Source organism: Rhodococcus sp. NyZ502 (assembly GCF_041464245.1).
Lineage (GTDB): Bacteria > Actinomycetota > Actinomycetes > Mycobacteriales > Mycobacteriaceae > Rhodococcus_F > Rhodococcus_F qingshengii.
On sequence record NZ_CP167155.1, the window covers coordinates 2,638,847 to 2,655,631 of the forward strand.

17 protein-coding genes are annotated in these 16,785 nt (G+C 63.2%); 12 read left to right on the forward strand and 5 right to left on the reverse strand.

The window, feature by feature from the left end:
* The first annotated feature begins 102 nt into the window (after positions 1–102).
* Both ACBG85_RS12365 and ACBG85_RS12370 read left to right on the forward strand, forming a co-directional pair.
* Positions 103–1,398, forward strand: a complete 1,296-nt coding sequence (locus tag ACBG85_RS12365) for an MFS transporter (protein ID WP_372027599.1) — start codon at positions 103–105, stop codon at positions 1,396–1,398.
* Between the two features lie 91 nt (positions 1,399–1,489).
* A complete protein-coding gene (locus tag ACBG85_RS12370; RefSeq protein ID WP_372027850.1) occupies positions 1,490–2,446 on the forward strand; it encodes a DMT family transporter in 957 nt (318 codons plus the stop codon).
* Here ACBG85_RS12370 and ACBG85_RS12375 read toward each other — a convergent pair.
* The 3 genes from ACBG85_RS12375 to ACBG85_RS12385 all read right to left on the reverse strand — a co-directional run bounded on the left by ACBG85_RS12375 (position 2,408) and on the right by ACBG85_RS12385 (position 4,464).
* The gene (locus ACBG85_RS12375) at positions 2,408–3,241 is read right to left on the reverse strand and encodes an SDR family NAD(P)-dependent oxidoreductase (RefSeq protein WP_003942723.1); all 834 of its coding nucleotides are present in this window, start codon (positions 3,239–3,241) and stop codon (positions 2,408–2,410) included. The two genes, ACBG85_RS12370 and ACBG85_RS12375, sit on opposite strands and share 39 nt — an antisense overlap.
* On the reverse strand, positions 3,238–3,735 hold the full coding sequence (locus ACBG85_RS12380) for a nuclear transport factor 2 family protein (RefSeq protein WP_081557749.1): 498 nt from the start codon (positions 3,733–3,735) through the stop codon (positions 3,238–3,240). Before ACBG85_RS12380 ends, ACBG85_RS12375 begins: the two co-directional genes overlap by 4 nt.
* 93 nt (positions 3,736–3,828) lie before the next feature.
* On the reverse strand, positions 3,829–4,464 hold the full coding sequence (locus ACBG85_RS12385; RefSeq protein WP_372027601.1) for a TetR/AcrR family transcriptional regulator: 636 nt from the start codon (positions 4,462–4,464) through the stop codon (positions 3,829–3,831).
* A gap of 83 nt (positions 4,465–4,547) precedes the next feature.
* Between ACBG85_RS12385 and ACBG85_RS12390 the strand changes: the two genes are divergently transcribed.
* Positions 4,548–5,972 carry an MFS transporter gene (locus ACBG85_RS12390; RefSeq protein ID WP_372027603.1) on the forward strand — a complete coding sequence of 475 codons (1,425 nt, stop codon included), beginning with the start codon at positions 4,548–4,550 and terminating at the stop codon, positions 5,970–5,972.
* A 51-nt stretch (positions 5,973–6,023) separates the two neighbouring features.
* Here the strand turns inward: ACBG85_RS12390 and ACBG85_RS12395 are convergent, their stop codons facing one another.
* Together ACBG85_RS12395 and ACBG85_RS12400 are read right to left on the reverse strand one after the other, a co-directional pair.
* Positions 6,024–6,479: a ferritin-like domain-containing protein gene (locus ACBG85_RS12395; protein WP_058226297.1), complete on the reverse strand. Its 456-nt coding sequence runs from the start codon at positions 6,477–6,479 to the stop codon at positions 6,024–6,026.
* On the reverse strand, positions 6,476–6,925 hold the full coding sequence (locus ACBG85_RS12400) for a hypothetical protein (RefSeq protein WP_058226296.1): 450 nt from the start codon (positions 6,923–6,925) through the stop codon (positions 6,476–6,478). The genes ACBG85_RS12395 and ACBG85_RS12400 overlap by 4 nt, the downstream gene beginning before the upstream one ends.
* A gap of 271 nt (positions 6,926–7,196) precedes the next feature.
* Here ACBG85_RS12400 and rimP point away from each other — a divergent pair, with 271 nt between their 5' ends.
* The 9 genes from rimP to ACBG85_RS12445 all read left to right on the forward strand — a co-directional run bounded on the left by rimP (position 7,197) and on the right by ACBG85_RS12445 (position 16,780).
* Positions 7,197–7,817: a ribosome maturation factor RimP gene (rimP, locus tag ACBG85_RS12405; protein WP_003942795.1), complete on the forward strand. Its 621-nt coding sequence runs from the start codon at positions 7,197–7,199 to the stop codon at positions 7,815–7,817.
* Complete coding sequence (gene nusA, locus ACBG85_RS12410) at positions 7,814–8,845, forward strand: transcription termination factor NusA (protein WP_003942738.1); 1,032 nt, start codon at positions 7,814–7,816, stop codon at positions 8,843–8,845. The genes rimP and nusA overlap by 4 nt, the downstream gene beginning before the upstream one ends.
* Positions 8,846–8,889: 44 nt before the next feature.
* Positions 8,890–9,240 (forward strand): YlxR family protein, encoded by a 351-nt coding sequence (locus tag ACBG85_RS12415; RefSeq protein ID WP_019748063.1) that lies wholly within the window; start codon positions 8,890–8,892, stop codon positions 9,238–9,240.
* Between the two features lie 108 nt (positions 9,241–9,348).
* The gene (gene infB / locus ACBG85_RS12420; protein WP_058038656.1) at positions 9,349–12,303 is read left to right on the forward strand and encodes a translation initiation factor IF-2; all 2,955 of its coding nucleotides are present in this window, start codon (positions 9,349–9,351) and stop codon (positions 12,301–12,303) included.
* A gap of 113 nt (positions 12,304–12,416) precedes the next feature.
* Positions 12,417–12,707 (forward strand): DUF503 domain-containing protein, encoded by a 291-nt coding sequence (locus tag ACBG85_RS12425; protein ID WP_003942205.1) that lies wholly within the window; start codon positions 12,417–12,419, stop codon positions 12,705–12,707.
* 266 nt (positions 12,708–12,973) lie between these two features.
* Positions 12,974–13,453 carry a 30S ribosome-binding factor RbfA gene (gene rbfA, locus ACBG85_RS12430; protein ID WP_003942248.1) on the forward strand — a complete coding sequence of 160 codons (480 nt, stop codon included), beginning with the start codon at positions 12,974–12,976 and terminating at the stop codon, positions 13,451–13,453.
* A 12-nt stretch (positions 13,454–13,465) separates the two neighbouring features.
* A complete protein-coding gene (locus tag ACBG85_RS12435; RefSeq protein WP_058038657.1) occupies positions 13,466–14,458 on the forward strand; it encodes a bifunctional oligoribonuclease/PAP phosphatase NrnA in 993 nt (330 codons plus the stop codon).
* Between the two features lie 10 nt (positions 14,459–14,468).
* Complete coding sequence (locus tag ACBG85_RS12440) at positions 14,469–15,872, forward strand: MATE family efflux transporter (RefSeq protein WP_257216619.1); 1,404 nt, start codon at positions 14,469–14,471, stop codon at positions 15,870–15,872.
* Complete coding sequence (locus ACBG85_RS12445; RefSeq protein WP_007735051.1) at positions 15,857–16,780, forward strand: metallophosphoesterase; 924 nt, start codon at positions 15,857–15,859, stop codon at positions 16,778–16,780. The genes ACBG85_RS12440 and ACBG85_RS12445 overlap by 16 nt, the downstream gene beginning before the upstream one ends.
* Positions 16,781–16,785 lie beyond the last annotated feature (5 nt).

A 16,785-nucleotide genomic window follows, 5' to 3' on the forward strand; every position in this document is an offset into this window, starting at 1 on the left:
GCTCATTATGAACAGGCGTTCGCAATGCGAACACGTTTCGATCCGAACTACTGGATCCCAACCGGTCGCGAACGCCCACAAGCAGTGAATGTCGAGGATCCGATGACCGCACCGCATACGCAGTCGAGTTCAATCACCGGTTCGCCTGGGGCGCGTGCCGCAATGTGGGTAGCACCGTTGTGTTGGATCGCTGTGCTTCTGGACGGATTCGACCTGGTCGTACTCGGCGCGGTCATTCCTTCGCTTCTCGACTACGACGCGTGGGGTTTGAGTACCGGCACGATCACGATGATCTCGACCTTCGGGCTCATCGGCATGACCATCGGCGCCCTCGTCATCGGCACTCTCACCGACGTCATCGGTCGACGCCGCGCGCTGCTGTACGCCGTTGCCGCATTCTCGATTCTGACTCTGTTGTGCGCAATTGCGCCCAATCCGTTCATCTTCGGGCTGCTGCGCTTCCTTGCCGGTGTGGGGCTGGGTGGCGCCCTACCGACGGCATTGGCTCTGGTCAACGAATTCTCGAAGAAACAAGGCGGTGGATCTGCGTCGACCATGCTGATGACCGGCTACCACGTCGGCGCCGTTGCCACCGCAGCGCTGGCGCTCGTCGTGATCGAACCTTTCGGTTGGCGAGCGATGTTCGTTGTCGGCGCACTTCCTGCCGTCGCCCTGATTCCACTCATGTTGCGGTATCTGCCGGAATCCCCGTCGTACCTTCTCGCTCACGGAAAGCGTGCCGAAGCCGAGGAAATCGCTGCCCGTTACGGAGTCGAACTCGAGGTTGCGCCCACGTCCGAAGTTGAGCGCGCCGAAGCCGCCAATCCCGTTCGCGCACTGTTCTCTTCGAAGTTCCTGCGCAACAGCATCGCCATCTGGATCACCAGTTTCATGGGCTTGCTGCTCGTCTACGGATTGAACACATGGCTTCCGACGATCATGCGTGAGGCCGGTTACAACCTCGGGGCGTCGTTGACGTTCCTTCTGATCCTCAATGCCGGCGCCGTCGTCGGGCTGTTGATCGCCGGGGGCGTCGCGAACAAGATCGGCCCACGGACTGCAGCCATCGTGTGGTTCGCCGGAGCTGCACTGTTCCTGGCGCTTCTGAGTGTGAAGGTGTCGTTCGGAATCTACGTGATGGTCTTCCTCGCCGGATGCTTCGTATTCAGTGCGCAGGTACTGGTCTACGCCTTCACGAGCGCCAATCACCCACCTCAGATTCGCGCGACCGCGCTCGGATGGTCGGCAGGTGTCGGCCGGGTCGGTGCGATCTGTGGCCCGATCCTGGGCGGAGTCCTCCTGGGTGCGGGTTACGCCGTGCCGTGGGGCTTCTACGCTTTCGCGCTCGTCGGACTGCTCGGAGCAATTTCGATCTCCTGCACACGGGTGCGCATCTGAAATACCAGTTTCGCTGGTTGGCGTGCTACTGCTATCGTAAAACATGAGTATGAAGAGTAGCGCTATCGTCGCGCCGCAGGAACCGCTACCGATGCCATCGTCTCGATCCGGTTTGTGGTGGGGCTTGCTCGGTGTGCTGGCGTTCTCGTTCACCGTTCCGCTCACGAGGGTCGCCGTCGCGGATCTCGACCCCCTGTTCGTCGGTGCGGGCCGCGCTGTCGTTGCCGGGGCCCTTGCGATTGTGATGCTGTCGGTTACTCGCGCGACGCTTCCGACGCTTCGGCAGTGGTTTCGCATCGCACTCGTGACTGTTGGTGCGGTACTGGGGTTTTCACTGTTCACCACGTTTGCGTTGCAGACATCGCCGGCGAGTCACGCGGCAGTCGTGATCGGGCTACTCCCCGCTGCGACCGCGGTATTTGCCGTCGTCCGAGGAAAAGAGCGTCCCAGTAAGGGATTCTGGTGGGCAAGCGCCGCCGGCGCGGTATCGGTCGTAGGGTTCGTGGCGATTGCAAACGGCGGACTCGGCTCGTTTCATCTCGCTGATCTTCTTCTGTTCGCCGCGGTGGTGTGTGCAGCGCTGGCATATTCGGAAGGTGCGTTGCTGGCCCGCGAGATCGGGTCGTGGCAGACGATTGCCTGGGCATTGATTCTCGGACTGCCGGTCACGATTGCGTTGACGGTGGCGTCCATGGCCCAGGCTCCGGTCTCTGCCGATGTGAATTCGTGGCTTTCGTTTGCCTACCTGGGATGCGTGAGTATGTTTCTCGGGTTCTTTCCTTGGTACCGGGGTCTGGCGATCGGTCCCATTTCCACTGTGAGCCAAACACAGTTGGTTCAACCGGTGCTCAGCATTGCCTGGTCGGCGCTGATCCTCGGTGAGGCGTTGTCACCCTCGATCGTGGCCGGCGGTGTCGTCGTCATCGGGTGTGCCTGGCTTGCCCTGAAGGCTCGAGTGGCAGCGCCGCGTGCTGTGCCGGCACGCGACGCGACCACTGCTACTGATGATTCAGAAAAGCGGGCCGCCACCGAAGGCACTGCGGTGTGACGCCGGTTGTTTCCCGTTGGCGTCGGTGATTCCGTACTCGACGGCCGTCTCGGCGGTGATCAGTGTGTGACCGCTGCGCGCGTTCACTTCTGGATCGTTGGCCAATGCAGTGATGACTTGGCCGACGAATTCCGGGGTTTCGGCCTCGGCCAGTGAGAAGCCTTCGAAGCTCTCGATCCCACTCGCCTCCATGCGTTCGTTGCGGATCAACCCGAGCCAGAAGGAAAGTGCGGTGACGCCGGTCCCCTTCAATTCGACAGCCATGTCCGCGGCCATCTTGTCCAAACCTGCCTTCGACATCCCGTACAGCACAGAGTGCAGGTACCCGCGGGTGCCGAACGACGAGATGTTGCCGATCACTCCACTGCCCCGGGGAACCATCAACTTCGCCGCTTCCACCGAAGCAACGTAGTGGGCGCGCAGTCCGATTCCGATCAGCGAATCCCAATCGTCGATCGGCCTCTTCCAGAACGGATCGGCGAAGCCTGCATAACCCGCCGGGTTTGCCCAGACGTTGTTGACCAGAAGATCGAGGCGGCCTGACTGTTCCTCGGCGATGCGTGCAAACAGGTCGACGATCTGTTGATCGTCGGCGTGATCGCACTGCACGGCAATGCCGTGACCACCGCGCTCGGTGATCTCGGCTGCGGTGCGATCGAGTGGGCCGTCGTCGCCGACGGTTCCTCGGGCCGTCACGTACACCGTCCATCCGTCGCTTCCCAGCGCGAGGGCAATGCCCTTGCCGACGCTCCGGCTGGCACCGGTTACGAGCGCAACTTTTCCGTTCGTCGTCATCGCGGCCCACCCAACGAACCCTCGGCGATGTCAGCGTCCGGGGACAGGGGAGTGGTGATCGACCACGTCTCCGTGAAATGGCATTGACTCATTTTCCACATACCGTCCTCGATCACGTACTTGTCGTCGTATTCGCCGGTCATCAACTTCTCGGTGCGCCCGACGGTGTCGATCTGGCGGAACTGCAGAGCCCATCGCCCCACCGCCGACGTCTCCGAGGTCAGCGTGATGTCGGGATGCAATCCGTGATGCATGTCGAGGACCGCGTACCGGCCGTCGACCTTGCGAAGAGCGATCTTCTCGAAGATGTCCGCCATCGGCCCCGCGTCGTCGAAGGCGCCGAGGCGGCCGTAGTCGATCGACGCTCCGGAACGGATGAAGCTGTTGCGGAACCGAACTGGATCCTTGGCGTCACATGCTCGCCAGTAGCCGTGCTTGAGCTTCTTGATTTCCTCGATCTGTTCGAGCGCGTCGAGGCGTTGTGCGAGATCCAACGTCGGTCCTTTTCGTCTGGGTTTCCCGGAGACATGTCGGATCGACTGTAGGGTGTCCTCAGTCACATGTGTGTAGTTTTTCCCAGTGACCGGTCAGGAATCGGTGTCGGTTTCGCGCGAGGATTCGTCGCCGGTGAGCGTGATCGCAGTCGAGTCGCTGAAGACGCTGCCCCAGAGCTCGCCGAGGGCTGGATCTTCTTCGGCGTGTTCGGGCGCCATCATTGCGAGCAGATTGTTGATCAGCATCCCGTTCGCGATGAACAAACGCGCTTGCTCGGGTGTGCAACCGGTGCGCTCGCGCAGCAAGGTGTAGATGCCGGACATGGCGTTCCGGGAGACGGCGGCGACATCATCGGTGCTGGTGGCGAAGCCGTGCAACATGACAAGCAGTAGATCTCGGTCGAGAACCAGCTCGCCGTAGGCGGATCCGAGTTCGGCCCAGAACTGCGGATTGCTCGGATCGATCGTGACCGTATCCAATTTGTCGTTGAAGGTGCGGACGATTTCGTCGAGCGCGCGCGTGAACACTGCGTGGAACAAATCTGCCTTGGTTCCGAACATGCGCACGACGTAGGGCTGCGAGACACCGGCTTCCTTGGCGACGGCGTCCGTACTGGTCCCCGAGTATCCACCCTTTGCGAATGCTCGCGTTGCCGCGGCAAGGACCAACGCGCGACGTTCCGGTGCGCTCATCCTGCGGGTACGTGGTTCAGCTGCACCGATCGACATGTTGACACGTTATCACCGGATAGCTTAGTTTCGACTTAAGTAATCATTCGATGCCTTAAGGCACCTTCACTCGAGGAATCACGATGACCGTTTTGACGAAGTCCGGATCGGACGCCGCATCCGGGTCGGAAAGCAGTGGAGGACGTAAGGTTCCGATCGCGATAGCGATGGTTGCTGCCTCTCTGCCCATGTTCATGGCCACCCTCGACAACCTCGTGATGACGAGCGCGCTGCCGGTGATCGAGAAGGAGCTGAATGCGTCCGTCGGGCAACTTCAGTGGTTCATGAATGCGTACACGCTCTGCTTTGCGACGCTGATGCTTTCGGCGACGACGCTCGGCGATCGGTGGGGGCGCCGCAAGATGTTCGTGTTCGGGATCGGGCTGTTCACGGCGGCGTCGATTGCTTCGGCGTTGTCGACGACACCAAGCCTGCTCATCGCGGCCCGAGCCTTTCAGGGCGCCGGCGCTGCCGCGATCATGCCGCTCTCACTCACTCTCCTCGTGGCAGCGGTACCGGAAGCCAAGCGTGCCATGGCAATCGGCGTGTGGGGTGGCGTCTCCGGCCTGGGGATCGCGATGGGTCCGGTGGTCGGTGGAGCGGTAGTCGACGGGTTCTCGTGGCAGGGGATCTTCTGGATCAACGTGCCGGTTGCGATCGTCGCTGTTCCTCTCGCGATGTATGCGTTGCGTGAATCGACCGGTCGCACACAGCCTCTCGACCTTCCCGGTGTCGCACTCGCCGGACTCGGTGTGTTCCTGGCGGTGTGGGGGATCGTTCACGGCAACGACGACGGCTGGGGATCGCTTGGAGTAGTTGCGTCGTTGGTCGGTTCCGCAGTCGCGTTGGCACTGTTCGTGCTTCGCGAGATGAAGACCTCGCATCCGGTCATGCCCCTACGTCTGTTCCGCTCACGCAGCTTCTCGATGGCGAACGTCATCGGCTTGACCTTCTCGATCGGAATCTTCGGGGCGGTGTTCCTGCTCTCGCAGTACCTCCAGATCGTGATGGGCTACAGCCCGTTCCAAGCAGGCCTGCGGACGCTTCCGTGGACGGCAGCGCCGATGATCTTCGCGCCTCTCGCCGGTTTTCTGGCGCCGAAGGTCGGGCTCCGTTCGCTTCTGCTGACCGGTCTGTTGCTCCAGGCCGGAGCATTGTTCTGGTTGGCAGCGTTGATCGGTCCCGACGTGACGTACGGGTCGCTGGTTCCGGCTCTACTGATGGCGGGAATCGGTATGGGCCTGACCTTCGCGCCGAGCTCGACGGCGGTACTCGTCGACATGGACGAGCCTGATCACGGAACGGCCAGTTCGACCAACTCGACGCTTCGTGAGATCGGTGTTGCACTGGGAATCGCGGTTCTCACTGCAGTCTTCCTTGCCGCCGGCGGTGCCCTCACGCCCCTCGGTTACGGAGATGCGCTGACACCTGCACTGCGCGTCGGCGGTTGCTTCGTGTTGGTGGCCGTGGTCGCGGCGTGGTTCGTGCCCTCGCATCGCAAGAGCTGAGCCGCTGTGCGCCTTTATTAACCGCCGGGGGTTAATAAAGGCGCACAGCAGTTACGAAGCCGGGTCCCCCGGGAACGCTGAGGTGGCCGGAGCGGTTCCCAGCGCGGACCGCCATCCGGCGCCGCGGATTGCCGCATCGGTCAGGCCGTCGATTCCGAATGTGCGGAGTTGGTCGGTATCGACCTGTTCGACGAATGCCCGGTAGGTCACCGCGGTGTCGGATTCGATCTGTGCTGCCAGTTGTGCCGCGGTAACGGCGTCCGTCACCGGAAACGGGATCTCGTACGCTGCCGCGGCTGTCGGCGGGGTCACGCCCGCGTCGGTCGACAGGGCAACCAGCGCATCACGTCGTGCGCGGTGCGCTGCTGTGTGCGTGGCAACCTCGTTGACACGGGCAGGATTCGAAAACGCGGCAACCACTCCGTAAGCGAAGATCGCGGCATTCTCTGATTCGATTGCGGTCAGCAAGGCAGAACTCTCGGATCGACGGGTGTGCGAAATGATCACGGAAGCAACACCGCAACCTGAGTCGAGCACGACGCGCTGATCGAACCGAGCAGGCCCGCGCGATAGCCGGACATCGTCCGAGCGAGATCCGCGGCACTGCGCGCCGAATCGGCCAGCGAGGTACTCAAGGTTTCGACGCCCGTAGGAGCGTTTGCGACCGAGGTCGACGGGGGCGCTGTGGTCGTAGCGGCGCCGCTGCCCGCTGCTCGCGCAATCTCGGCGTCGAGTTCGATTGCATGCGCTGTGCGTTCGGCGCTGATCGTGGTCAGTGATGCCGACTTGTCCGGTGCGAGTGCGATGGCGGCGGTTGCGGCTGCCGCGTCGGAGCGGGCTCGATCGGCCTGGGCCGTCAGCTGGTCGACTTCTGCAGCCGCCTCCGCTGTGCCGTTGTCGGTGCAGGCGGACAACGAGAAGGCAGCAGCGCCCAACGCTGCTGTTCCCGTCATCTTGAGCGCACTCCGCCGGGAGAGTGGGGTAGTAGTCATGGGCGTCAGCACCAGTCCATCGTGCCAGGTGGTCGGCCGATCGTTCGAATCCGCGGCACGTGTTCAAGTGTGACGTGCGTCGGGCACTCTGGTCACGGAGACGCGCAATGAGCGGTACTCTTGGATGCTTGCAGCATGTGGCACCTGGTGTCTTTTCATGCTCGCAGCCGCCCACGTCGACAGTCGACACAAGTCGGACAATCGACGACAACTGAAATGAGGAGTTCGCGAGATGCCGGTGCCATCCAGGGAGAGGGTGATCGAGCTGATCTCCGAACTCGTGCACGCCCAGGGTTATGACGTCGAAGACGTTGTCGTGACCAGTGCGGGCAAGCACAGCGCGGTGCGCATCATGGTCGACAGCGATGCCGGGATCGAGCTCGATGCCGCCGCGGAGATCAGCAGACTCGTTTCGGAACTTTTCGACACCCTCGAGGAAATCGGTGAAACGCCGTACACCCTCGAGGTGACCTCTCCGGGAATCGATCGCCCACTGACGCTCGATCGTCACTGGCGTCGGGCTCGCGGACGTAAAGCGCGAATCGATCTGGCCGGCGAGACCGTGGTGGGCCGTATCGGAACGTTGAACGACGATTCCGTGGCAGTTGTCATCGGTGGCCGTGGCGGACTGACCGTGCGCGAGATTGCACTGGGCGACGTTCAGAAGGCTGTAGTTCAGGTGGAGTTCTCGAAGCCCAGTGAGGCGGAGTTGGAACTCGCGGGCGGCATCCCGGAGGGGCGCGCAGTTCCCTCCGATGCGGTTGACCTCACCGAGGACTCGGGCGTGGACAGTGTCGAAGACGACGAAGCAGAATTAGAAGACGTAGAAAACGAAGAAGGGTTCGACAAGTGAATATCGACATTGCAGCGTTGCGAGCGATCGAAGCCGAAAAAGGTGTCTCGATCGAAACTGTGATCGCCACGATCCAGACCGCGCTGCTGACGGCGTACCGCCACACCGAGGGGCACAAGCAGAACGCTCGGATCGATGTCAACATAAAGACCGGTTCGGTGCGAGTGATGGCGCACGACACCGATGCCGACGGCAACATGATCGGTGAGGAGTGGGACGACACTCCCGAGGGATTCGGACGCATCGCGGCCACCACCGCGCGCCAGGTCATCCTGCAGCGTCTGCGCGACGCCGAGCACGAGCGCAGTTTCGGTGAGTTCTCGACCCATGAGGGTGAAATCGTCGGCGGTGTCATTCAGCGTGACACGCGTGCGAATTCCCGCGGAATGGTCGTCGTCCGAATCGGCAGCGAATCCAATGGCGCCGAAGGATTGTTGCCGCCTGCAGAACAGGTTCCCGGCGAGAACTACGAGCACGGTGAGCGCATCAAGTGCTATGTCGTCGGGGTTGCTCGCGGAGCCCGCGGCCCACAGATCACCCTCTCGCGGACCCACCCGAACCTGGTTCGCAAGTTGTTCGCACTCGAGGTTCCAGAGATTGCGGACGGCAGCGTCGAGATCATCAACGTCGCGCGCGAAGCGGGGCATCGTTCCAAGATCGCCGTCGCCTCACGTGTGCAGGGGCTCAACGCAAAGGGTGCATGCATCGGCCCGATGGGTCAGCGCGTCCGCAACGTCATGAGCGAACTCGCGGGGGAGAAGATCGACATCATCGACTTCGACGAAGATCCCGCGACGTTTGTGGGCAACGCACTTTCCCCGTCGAAAGTGGTCTCCGTCACTGTCGTCGATCCCGAGGCTCGTGCGGCCCGTGTCATCGTGCCCGATTTCCAGCTTTCGTTGGCCATCGGAAAAGAGGGTCAAAATGCCCGCCTGGCTGCGCGGTTGACGGGTTGGCGTATCGACATTCGTAGCGATGCGGCACCCGTTGGCGACGCGTCCGACCGGCCCGCCACGTCCAACGGATAACGGTGGAATGCAGTGATCGAGACGGTTCGGCGGTAGAGTGGACAATGGTTCGACGTGAGTCCTCGGATTCGGCGCGCGTGAAACCCGGTTCGCCGGTAAGAACGTGTGTGGGATGCAGGGAACAAGGGTCGGCTGTCGATCTGTTGAGGGTCGTGGTTGGTGAGCAGGGGCCGGAGGGTTCCCCGCTCGTCCCCGACGTATCGCGAAGACTCCCCGGTCGAGGTGCATGGCTGCACCTGGATCCGAGTTGTCTGAGCCTGGCAGAGCGGCGCCGAGCATTCAGCAGAGCACTGCGAGTGTCCGGAAATCTGGACACGTCCGCTGTCGACCAGCTGGTCGACGCAGTTCACACAAAAGCAGTACCTCTCGAGAAGAACAGGCACAAGCACTCATGAGCACACCGTGAAGCACCAACGATGAACGTCCATCGGCGATAACCCGAGGTCGTGCGGGACCCACATCTGTGGGATGCCTCCTGCTCGACCTCATCAGTGAGGAGAGCAGTGGCAGGCAAGGCCCGCGTGCACGAGTTGGCTAAAGAACTCGGTGTCACCAGCAAGGAACTACTCGCAACGCTCAAGGAGCAAGGCGAGTTCGTGAAGTCTGCGTCATCCACAGTGGAGGCGCCCGTCGCCCGTCGTCTGCGGGAGTCATTCCCGTCGGCAGGCGGAGCAGAAACCAAGTCCGAGACCGGCGCAGCCGCTCCGGCGGCTCGCCCCGCGGCAAAGCCCGGCGCACCGTCGCCGTCGGCTGCAAAGCCTGGCGCACCGCGTCCCGGCCCCAAGCCGGCCGCACCCGCACCGGCTGCTCCCGCAGCTCCGGCCCCGGCAGCCCCCGCGGCTCCCGCAGCCGCTGCTCCGGCAGCACCGTCAGCGCCGTCAGCGCCGGTCCCCACCCCGACGTTCAACGCTCCGAAACCAGCACAGCCGGCACGTCCGGCTCCGGCTGCTCCCGCAGCGTCGGCACCGGCAGCCCCCGCGGCTCCGGCCGCACCGTCCACCGGCGCAAAGCCCGGCGGACCGCGTCCGGGACCGAAGGCACCTCGCGTCGGTAACAACCCGTACTCCTCGGCACCCGCCGAGCGTCCGGCACCTCGTCCGGCTCCCGGCGCACCGCGTCCGGGCGCAGGTCAGGGCGGTTCTCGTCCGGCTCCGGGTCAGGGCGGTCCCCGTCCGGCTCCCGGTCAGGGTGGACCTCGTCCGGCTCCGGGTCAGGGCGGTCCCCGTCCGGCTCCCGGTCAGGGTGGACCCCGTCCGCCTGCAGGTCAGGGCGGACCCCGTCCCAGCCCCGGCTCCATGCCTCCTCGCCCGAACCCGGGTGCAATGCCTGCTCGTTCCGCTCGTCCCGCGCCCGGTGGCGGCGGACGTCCGGGTCGTCCCGGTGGCGCTCCCGGTGGTCGTCCGGGTGGCGGCGGCGGTGGATACCGCGGCGGCGGCGCTCCCGGCGCCGGTGCTGGTGCAGGTGCTCCCGGTGGAGCAGCTCCGGCCGGTGGATTCCGCGGTCGTCCCGGCGGCGGTGGCCGTCCCGGTCAGCGCGGCGCAGCGGCAGGTGCATTCGGTCGTCCCGGGGGAGCAGTTCGCCGTGGACGCAAGTCGAAGCGGGCGAAGCGCGCCGAGTACGAAAGCATGCAGGCTCCCGCAGTCGGCGGCGTCAGGCTGCCACGCGGCAACGGTGAGACCATCCGTCTCGCTCGCGGCGCATCGCTGTCGGACTTCGCGGACAAGATCGATGCGAACCCCGCAGCACTCGTGCAGGCGTTGTTCAACCTCGGTGAGATGGTCACGGCAACTCAGTCGGTCAACGACGAGACGCTGGAGCTGCTCGGCGGCGAAATGAACTACGTCGTGCAGGTCGTCAGCCCGGAGGACGAGGACCGCGAGCTGCTCGACAGCTTCGACCTCACCTACGGCGAGGACGCCGGCGGAGAAGAGGACCTCGAGTCCCGTCCGCCTGTGGTCACCGTCATGGGCCACGTCGACCACGGTAAGACCCGTCTGCTCGACGTGATCCGTAAGGCGAATGTCCGTGAGGGCGAAGCCGGCGGCATCACGCAGCACATCGGTGCCTACCAGGTGCTGACCGAGCTCGAGGGCAACGAGCGTCTCGTGACGTTCATCGACACCCCCGGTCACGAGGCCTTCACGGCCATGCGTGCTCGTGGTGCCAAGGCCACCGACCTCGCGATCCTTGTTGTCGCAGCCGACGACGGCGTCATGCCGCAGACGGTGGAAGCGATCAACCACGCCCAGGCGGCCGACGTGCCGATCGTGGTCGCGGTGAACAAGATCGACAAGGAAGGCGCGAACCCGGACAAGATCCGGCAGCAGCTCACCGAGTACGGACTGGTGGCCGAGGAGTACGGCGGAGACACCATGTTCGTCGACATCTCGGCGAAGCAGGGTCTCAACATCGACGCACTGCTCGAAGCAGTGCTGTTGACGGCCGACGCTTCCCTGGATCTGCGGGCCAACCCGGACATGGACGCTCAGGGTGTTGCCATCGAGGCGCACCTCGACCGTGGCCGCGGCCCCGTCGCTACCGTGCTCATTCAGCGCGGAACGCTGCGGGTCGGCGACTCGATCGTTGCCGGCGATGCTTACGGCCGCGTCCGCCGCATGGTGGACGAGCACGGTCAGGACGTCCACGAGGCACTGCCTTCACGTCCGGTCCAGGTCATCGGCTTCACGTCGGTCCCCGGTGCAGGCGACAACCTGCTCGTGGTCGACGAGGACCGTATCGCTCGTCAGATCGCGGACCGTCGCAACGCACGTAAGCGCAACGCGCTTGCAGCGAAGAGTCGTAAGCGCATCAGCCTCGACGATCTCGATGCAGCTCTGAAGGAACATTCACAGCTGAACTTGATCCTCAAGGGTGACAACTCGGGAACCGTGGAGGCCCTCGAAGAGGCTCTCCTCGGAATTCCGATCGACGACGAGGTGCAGTTGCGCGTCATCGACCGCGGTGTCGGTGGCATCACGGAGACCAACGTCAACCTGGCTGCTGCGTCCAACGCGATCATCATCGGCTTCAACGTCCGCGCCGAAGGCAAGGCAACGGAGCTGGCGAACCGCGAGGGCGTCGACATTCGCTACTACTCGGTGATCTACCAGGCCATCGACGAGGTCGAGAAGGCACTCAAGGGTCTGCTCAAGCCGGTGTACGAAGAGGTCGAGCTGGGCAAGGCAGAGATCCGCGCCATGTTCCGTTCGTCCAAGATCGGCAACATTGCCGGTTGCTTGGTCACCTCAGGCAGCATCCGTCGCAACGCCAAGGCACGTCTCATCCGCGACAGCAAGGTCATCGCCGAGACGGTCACCATCTCCTCGCTCAAGCGGGAGAAGGAAGACGCTACCGAGGTTCGCGAAGGCTACGAATGTGGTTTGACCGTCACCTATTCCGATATCAAGATCGGTGACGTTCTCGAGTGCTACGAGCTTCGCGAGAAGCCGCGCGACTGATTATGTCGACACGGGCGTTGGGGCGGACGCACGTGAGTACTAGCTGACATGGACTCTCTCGGACTTGAACATACAAGTCCGAGAGAGTCCATTCGGCTCTGTATAGGGGGAAAATGTTTGTAGGGGCACTGGAGTTCGACATCCTTTTCGGCGATGTCCACTCACTCAAGGAAAAGCGTTCGATGCTGTCGCCGATCCTGACGGAACTCCGTCGATTCGGTGTGAGTGCAGCGGAGGCGGGGGAGCAGGGACGCCTGCGTCGTGCGCTCGTGGGCGTCGGTGTGGTCAGTTCGTCCGTCGATCACCTGCACGACGTTCTCGATCATTGTGAGCGGGCGGTCGCCGAGCGTCCGGAGATTCAGTTGCTGGCTGTGCGAAGGCGAATTTTCGGCCCGGAAGACTGAGCGTCATCGGGCGGTGTCGATGAGCCACTCTTCCAGACGCCGTAACGAATCGAGTTCGTCGGCAAGGGATTCGGTGGCTTCGGGACCAACTGTGGCGGTGTTTGTGCTCACGCTCGACACATGCGACAACTGATCTCTACCGATGGTGATTTGGTTGCCGGGTAGCCGATGGACGAGACTGTTGTCGGTAATAATTCTTGTTAACCAGAACTTTGATCGATCGAGTCACCTCGATTCGAGTGGCCAGGTAGAGGAGACTGACAGTCATGGTAGATCCAGCCCGGGCACGCAAGTTGGCAAAGCGTATTGGAACCATCGTCGCGACGGCGATCGATCACGAGATCAAGGATCCGCGACTCGCATTCGTGACCATCACGGACACCAAGGTCACCAACGATCTGCACGACGCGACGGTGTACTACACAGTCATGGGCGAGAAGGTCGATTCCGCACCCGATGTGGAAGCCGCCGCCGCAGGTCTCGAGAAGGCCAAGGGTGTTCTGCGCTCGAAGGTCGGTGCCGGAACCGGAGTTCGCTTCACACCGACTCTGACGTTTGTCGCCGATACCGTTCCCGACACCGCGCGTCATATGGAAGAACTGCTGGCCCGTGCCAAGGCCGCCGACGACGAGGTCGCCAAGGCGCGTGAGAATGCACAGCCGGCCGGAGATGCAGATCCGTACAAGGAGCCGCGAGTGGCTTCGGACGAAGACGAGGCGTCGCCAGATGTTCGTGAAGCCGACTGACGCGCACCGAGAATGACGATCACCGCACTTTCGGACGTCGACCCCTGCGAGGCGAAGTTCGCTCAGGTGGCCGAGGTTCTCGAATCGGCACACACGGTGACAATTCTCTGCCATGTGCAGCCGGATGCGGACACGATCGGCAGCGGACTTGCGCTCGGTCTCGTTCTCGAGCGTCGGGGCATTTCGGTGCAGGTCGCGTTCAGTCGGCCGTCGGCGCTGCCCGAGTCGATGCGCGATTTCCCCGGTCTCCACTTGCTCGTGGCGCCCACTGATGTTCGGGAAAGTGTCGATGTACTGGTGACGGTGGATGTCGGCAGCGAGGGCCGTCTCGGTGAGTTGTCGAGTCGACTCGCCGGCGCGAATCGCACGATCGTCCTTGATCACCATCGCTCCAATTCCGAATTCGGAAGCATCAACGTCGTCGACGAAACCGCGGCCTCGACGACGGCACTCATCGCACGATTCTTCGATGCGTGGGGAGTCGCGATCGATCGCGATATCGCGCACTGTCTCTATGCCGGACTGGTCACCGACACCGGCTCCTTCCGGTGGGGAGGTCCGCTTCCGCACGTGCTCGCGGCGCGTTTGCTGGCGACCGGCATCGACGGCGACGCGATTGCGCGAAAGCTGCTCGACACCCATCCATTCGGGTGGTTGCCGATGCTGGCTTCGGTACTCGGGTCCGCGGTGCTGGTCCCGGAAGCCGCGGACGGCCGTGGGCTGGTGTACGCGGTCATCCGACGCAGTGACATCGGCGATCTTCGCTCCGAGGAGATCGAGAGCGTCGTCGATATCGTGCGAACCACTTCGGAAGCCGAAGTTGCCGCAGTACTCAAAGAGTCGGTTTCCGGAAGCTGGTCGATCTCGTTGCGTGCAAAGTCGGCGATCGACGTGTCGGCGGTCGCTGAAAGTCTTGGTGGCGGCGGACATCGGCTGTCGGCCGGATACACGTCGACCAGTTCCAGCGACGAGATTGTTGCCGCGCTCGTCGCGGCACTCGGCTGAATCCGCGGCATTGAGCGAATCTGACGCCACATCGGCGGGATCTTCGGCAGCTGATTTCGACGTCACTGGGCGACGAATCTTTTCCCTGGCGTTTCCGGCACTCGGGGTGCTGGCAGCCGAACCCCTCTATCTGTTGTTCGACATCGCCGTGGTCGGCCGACTCGGGGCACTCCCGCTGGCCGGGTTGGCAGTCGGTGGTCTGATCCTGTCGTTGGTGAGTACGCAGCTGACCTTCTTGTCGTACGGCACCACGGCGCGGGCCGCACGGCTTCACGGGGCGGGCCGCGAGCGTGATGCGGTGGGCGAGGGTGTTCAGGCGACCTGGCTGGCGGCCGCGATCGGCTTGGCCTTGGTCGTGATCGTGCAGGTGATCGCCGGCCCGCTGACTTCGGCGGTGGCCGGGACTCCCGACATCGCCGCGGCTGCGGAAAGTTGGCTCCGGATAGCGGTGTTGGGTGTTCCGCTCATCCTGGTGGCCCTGGCCGGCAACGGCTGGATGCGCGGGGTTCAGAACACGGTGCGACCGCTGCGGTTCGTCCTTGTCGGCCTGGGTATTTCGGCGGTGTTGTGTCCGATTCTGGTGCACGGCTTGCTCGGTGCTCCGCGTCTGGAACTCGAAGGATCAGCTGTTGCGAATCTGGTGGGCCAGAGTGTTTCGGGTGTGCTGTTCGCCTGGGCGCTCTTTCGTGAACCGGTTTCGGCTCGACCACATTTTGCGATCATGCGGGCGCAGATGCTGATGGGCCGTGACCTGATTCTGCGCAGCCTCGCATTCCAAGCGTGTTTCGTTTCCGCGGCTGCAGTGGCGTCGAGGTTCGGTGCGGCTGTAGTCGGTGCCCACCAAGTTGTCCTCCAACTGTGGAACCTGGTTTCGCTCCTTCTCGATTCCTTGGCGATCGCAGCTCAGACGCTGATCGGAGCGGCGCTAGGCGGTGGATTCGCAGCCGCGGCGAAAAAGATGACCTGGCGGATCACCGCTTGGTCGACGGTATTTGCCGTGGTGCTCGCGATCTTCTTCGCCGCCGGCCACTCCGTGGTCCCCGGACTCTTCACGTCCGACGCCGAGGTGCTCGGTCAGATGTCGATCGCATGGTGGTTCTTCGTCGCGATCATGCCGGTGGCGGGAATCGTCTTCGCACTCGACGGTGTTCTACTCGGCGCCGGGGACGTGGTGTTTCTGCGCAACGCGACCATGCTGTGCGCAGTTCTCGGGTTTCTGCCCGCGATCTGGCTCTCTCTCGCCTACGACTGGGGGCTCGCCGGAATTTGGGCAGGGCTTACCGTGTTCGTAGTACTTCGGATGGTCGCGGTGTCGTGGCGAGCGTTTTCCGGCAAGTGGGCAGTGACAGGTCCGGCGACGGCGAAGCGCGGAAGTTCAACTGAGGAAGCAGAGGGATCGTGGCAGCAAAGCTGATGGCGGTGAGCGACATTCATGTCGGTCACAACGGCAACAAGCCGATGACGGAGGAACTGTTCCCGGATTCGCCTGACGACTGGCTCATTCTCGCCGGAGATGTTTCCGAGAAAACTGACGACATTCGGTGGGCGTTGAAGCTCCTTCGCAGCCGATTCGCAAAGGTCATCTGGATTCCGGGCAATCACGAACTGTGGACGACCGCCAAGGATCCGGTTCAGATTCACGGAGCGCCGCGCTACGAGTACCTGGTCAACATGTGCCGCGAACTCGACGTCATCACACCCGAGGACCCGTTCCCGGTGTGGGAGGGAGACGAGGGACCGGTCACGGTCGTCCCGATGTTTCTTCTCTACGACTACTCCTTCCTGCCGGAAGGTGCGCGAGACAAGGAACACGGGCTCGAGATCGCGCGTGACAAGAACGTCGTCGCCACCGACGAGTTCCTACTCTCACCGCAGCCGTATGCGACGCGCGACGCATGGTGCCGGGCGAGGATCGAGTACACCCAGGCGCGGTTGGATGCGCTTCCCGAAGGCACAAGAACCGTTCTCGTGAACCATTTCCCGATGGTCCGGCAGCCGACGGACGTGCTCATGTATCCGGAGTTCGCACTGTGGTGCGGAACCACCGCTACCGCCGACTGGCACGTGAAGTACAACGCGGTGTGCTCGGTGTACGGGCACCTGCACATCCCTCGAACCACGTACTACGACGGCGTCCGCTTCGAGGAAGTCTCACTCGGATACCCGCGCGAGTGGCGTCGGCGTGGACTGCCGGAGAAGTTGTTGCGTCAGATTCTTCCCGTTCCGGAGTACCCGCCGGGAACGCTCAACAAGTGGGGTGGCCACTTCAAGGTCACGCCGGAGCAGGAAGCCGAAGTCGAGCGCATGCGCGCCGCACGCTGAGAGGT

What these genes read in the sequence shown, in the direction of transcription:
- rimP (WP_003942795.1), top strand. Translation starts at nt 7,197, where the DNA reads ATGCCGGTGCCATCCAGGGAGAGGGTGATCGAGCTGATCTCCGAACTC.
- ACBG85_RS12425 (WP_003942205.1), top strand. Translation starts at nt 12,417, where the DNA reads ATGTTTGTAGGGGCACTGGAGTTCGACATCCTTTTCGGCGATGTCCAC.
- ACBG85_RS12390 (WP_372027603.1), top strand. Translation starts at nt 4,548, where the DNA reads ATGACCGTTTTGACGAAGTCCGGATCGGACGCCGCATCCGGGTCGGAA.
- ACBG85_RS12370 (WP_372027850.1), top strand. Translation starts at nt 1,490, where the DNA reads ATGCCATCGTCTCGATCCGGTTTGTGGTGGGGCTTGCTCGGTGTGCTG.
- ACBG85_RS12375 (WP_003942723.1), bottom strand. Translation starts at nt 3,241, where the DNA reads ATGACGACGAACGGAAAAGTTGCGCTCGTAACCGGTGCCAGCCGGAGC.
- ACBG85_RS12435 (WP_058038657.1), top strand. Translation starts at nt 13,466, where the DNA reads ATGACGATCACCGCACTTTCGGACGTCGACCCCTGCGAGGCGAAGTTC.
- ACBG85_RS12400 (WP_058226296.1), bottom strand. Translation starts at nt 6,925, where the DNA reads ATGACGGGAACAGCAGCGTTGGGCGCTGCTGCCTTCTCGTTGTCCGCC.
- ACBG85_RS12415 (WP_019748063.1), top strand. Translation starts at nt 8,890, where the DNA reads ATGGTTCGACGTGAGTCCTCGGATTCGGCGCGCGTGAAACCCGGTTCG.
- ACBG85_RS12385 (WP_372027601.1), bottom strand. Translation starts at nt 4,464, where the DNA reads ATGTCGATCGGTGCAGCTGAACCACGTACCCGCAGGATGAGCGCACCG.
- rbfA (WP_003942248.1), top strand. Translation starts at nt 12,974, where the DNA reads ATGGTAGATCCAGCCCGGGCACGCAAGTTGGCAAAGCGTATTGGAACC.
- ACBG85_RS12365 (WP_372027599.1), top strand. Translation starts at nt 103, where the DNA reads ATGACCGCACCGCATACGCAGTCGAGTTCAATCACCGGTTCGCCTGGG.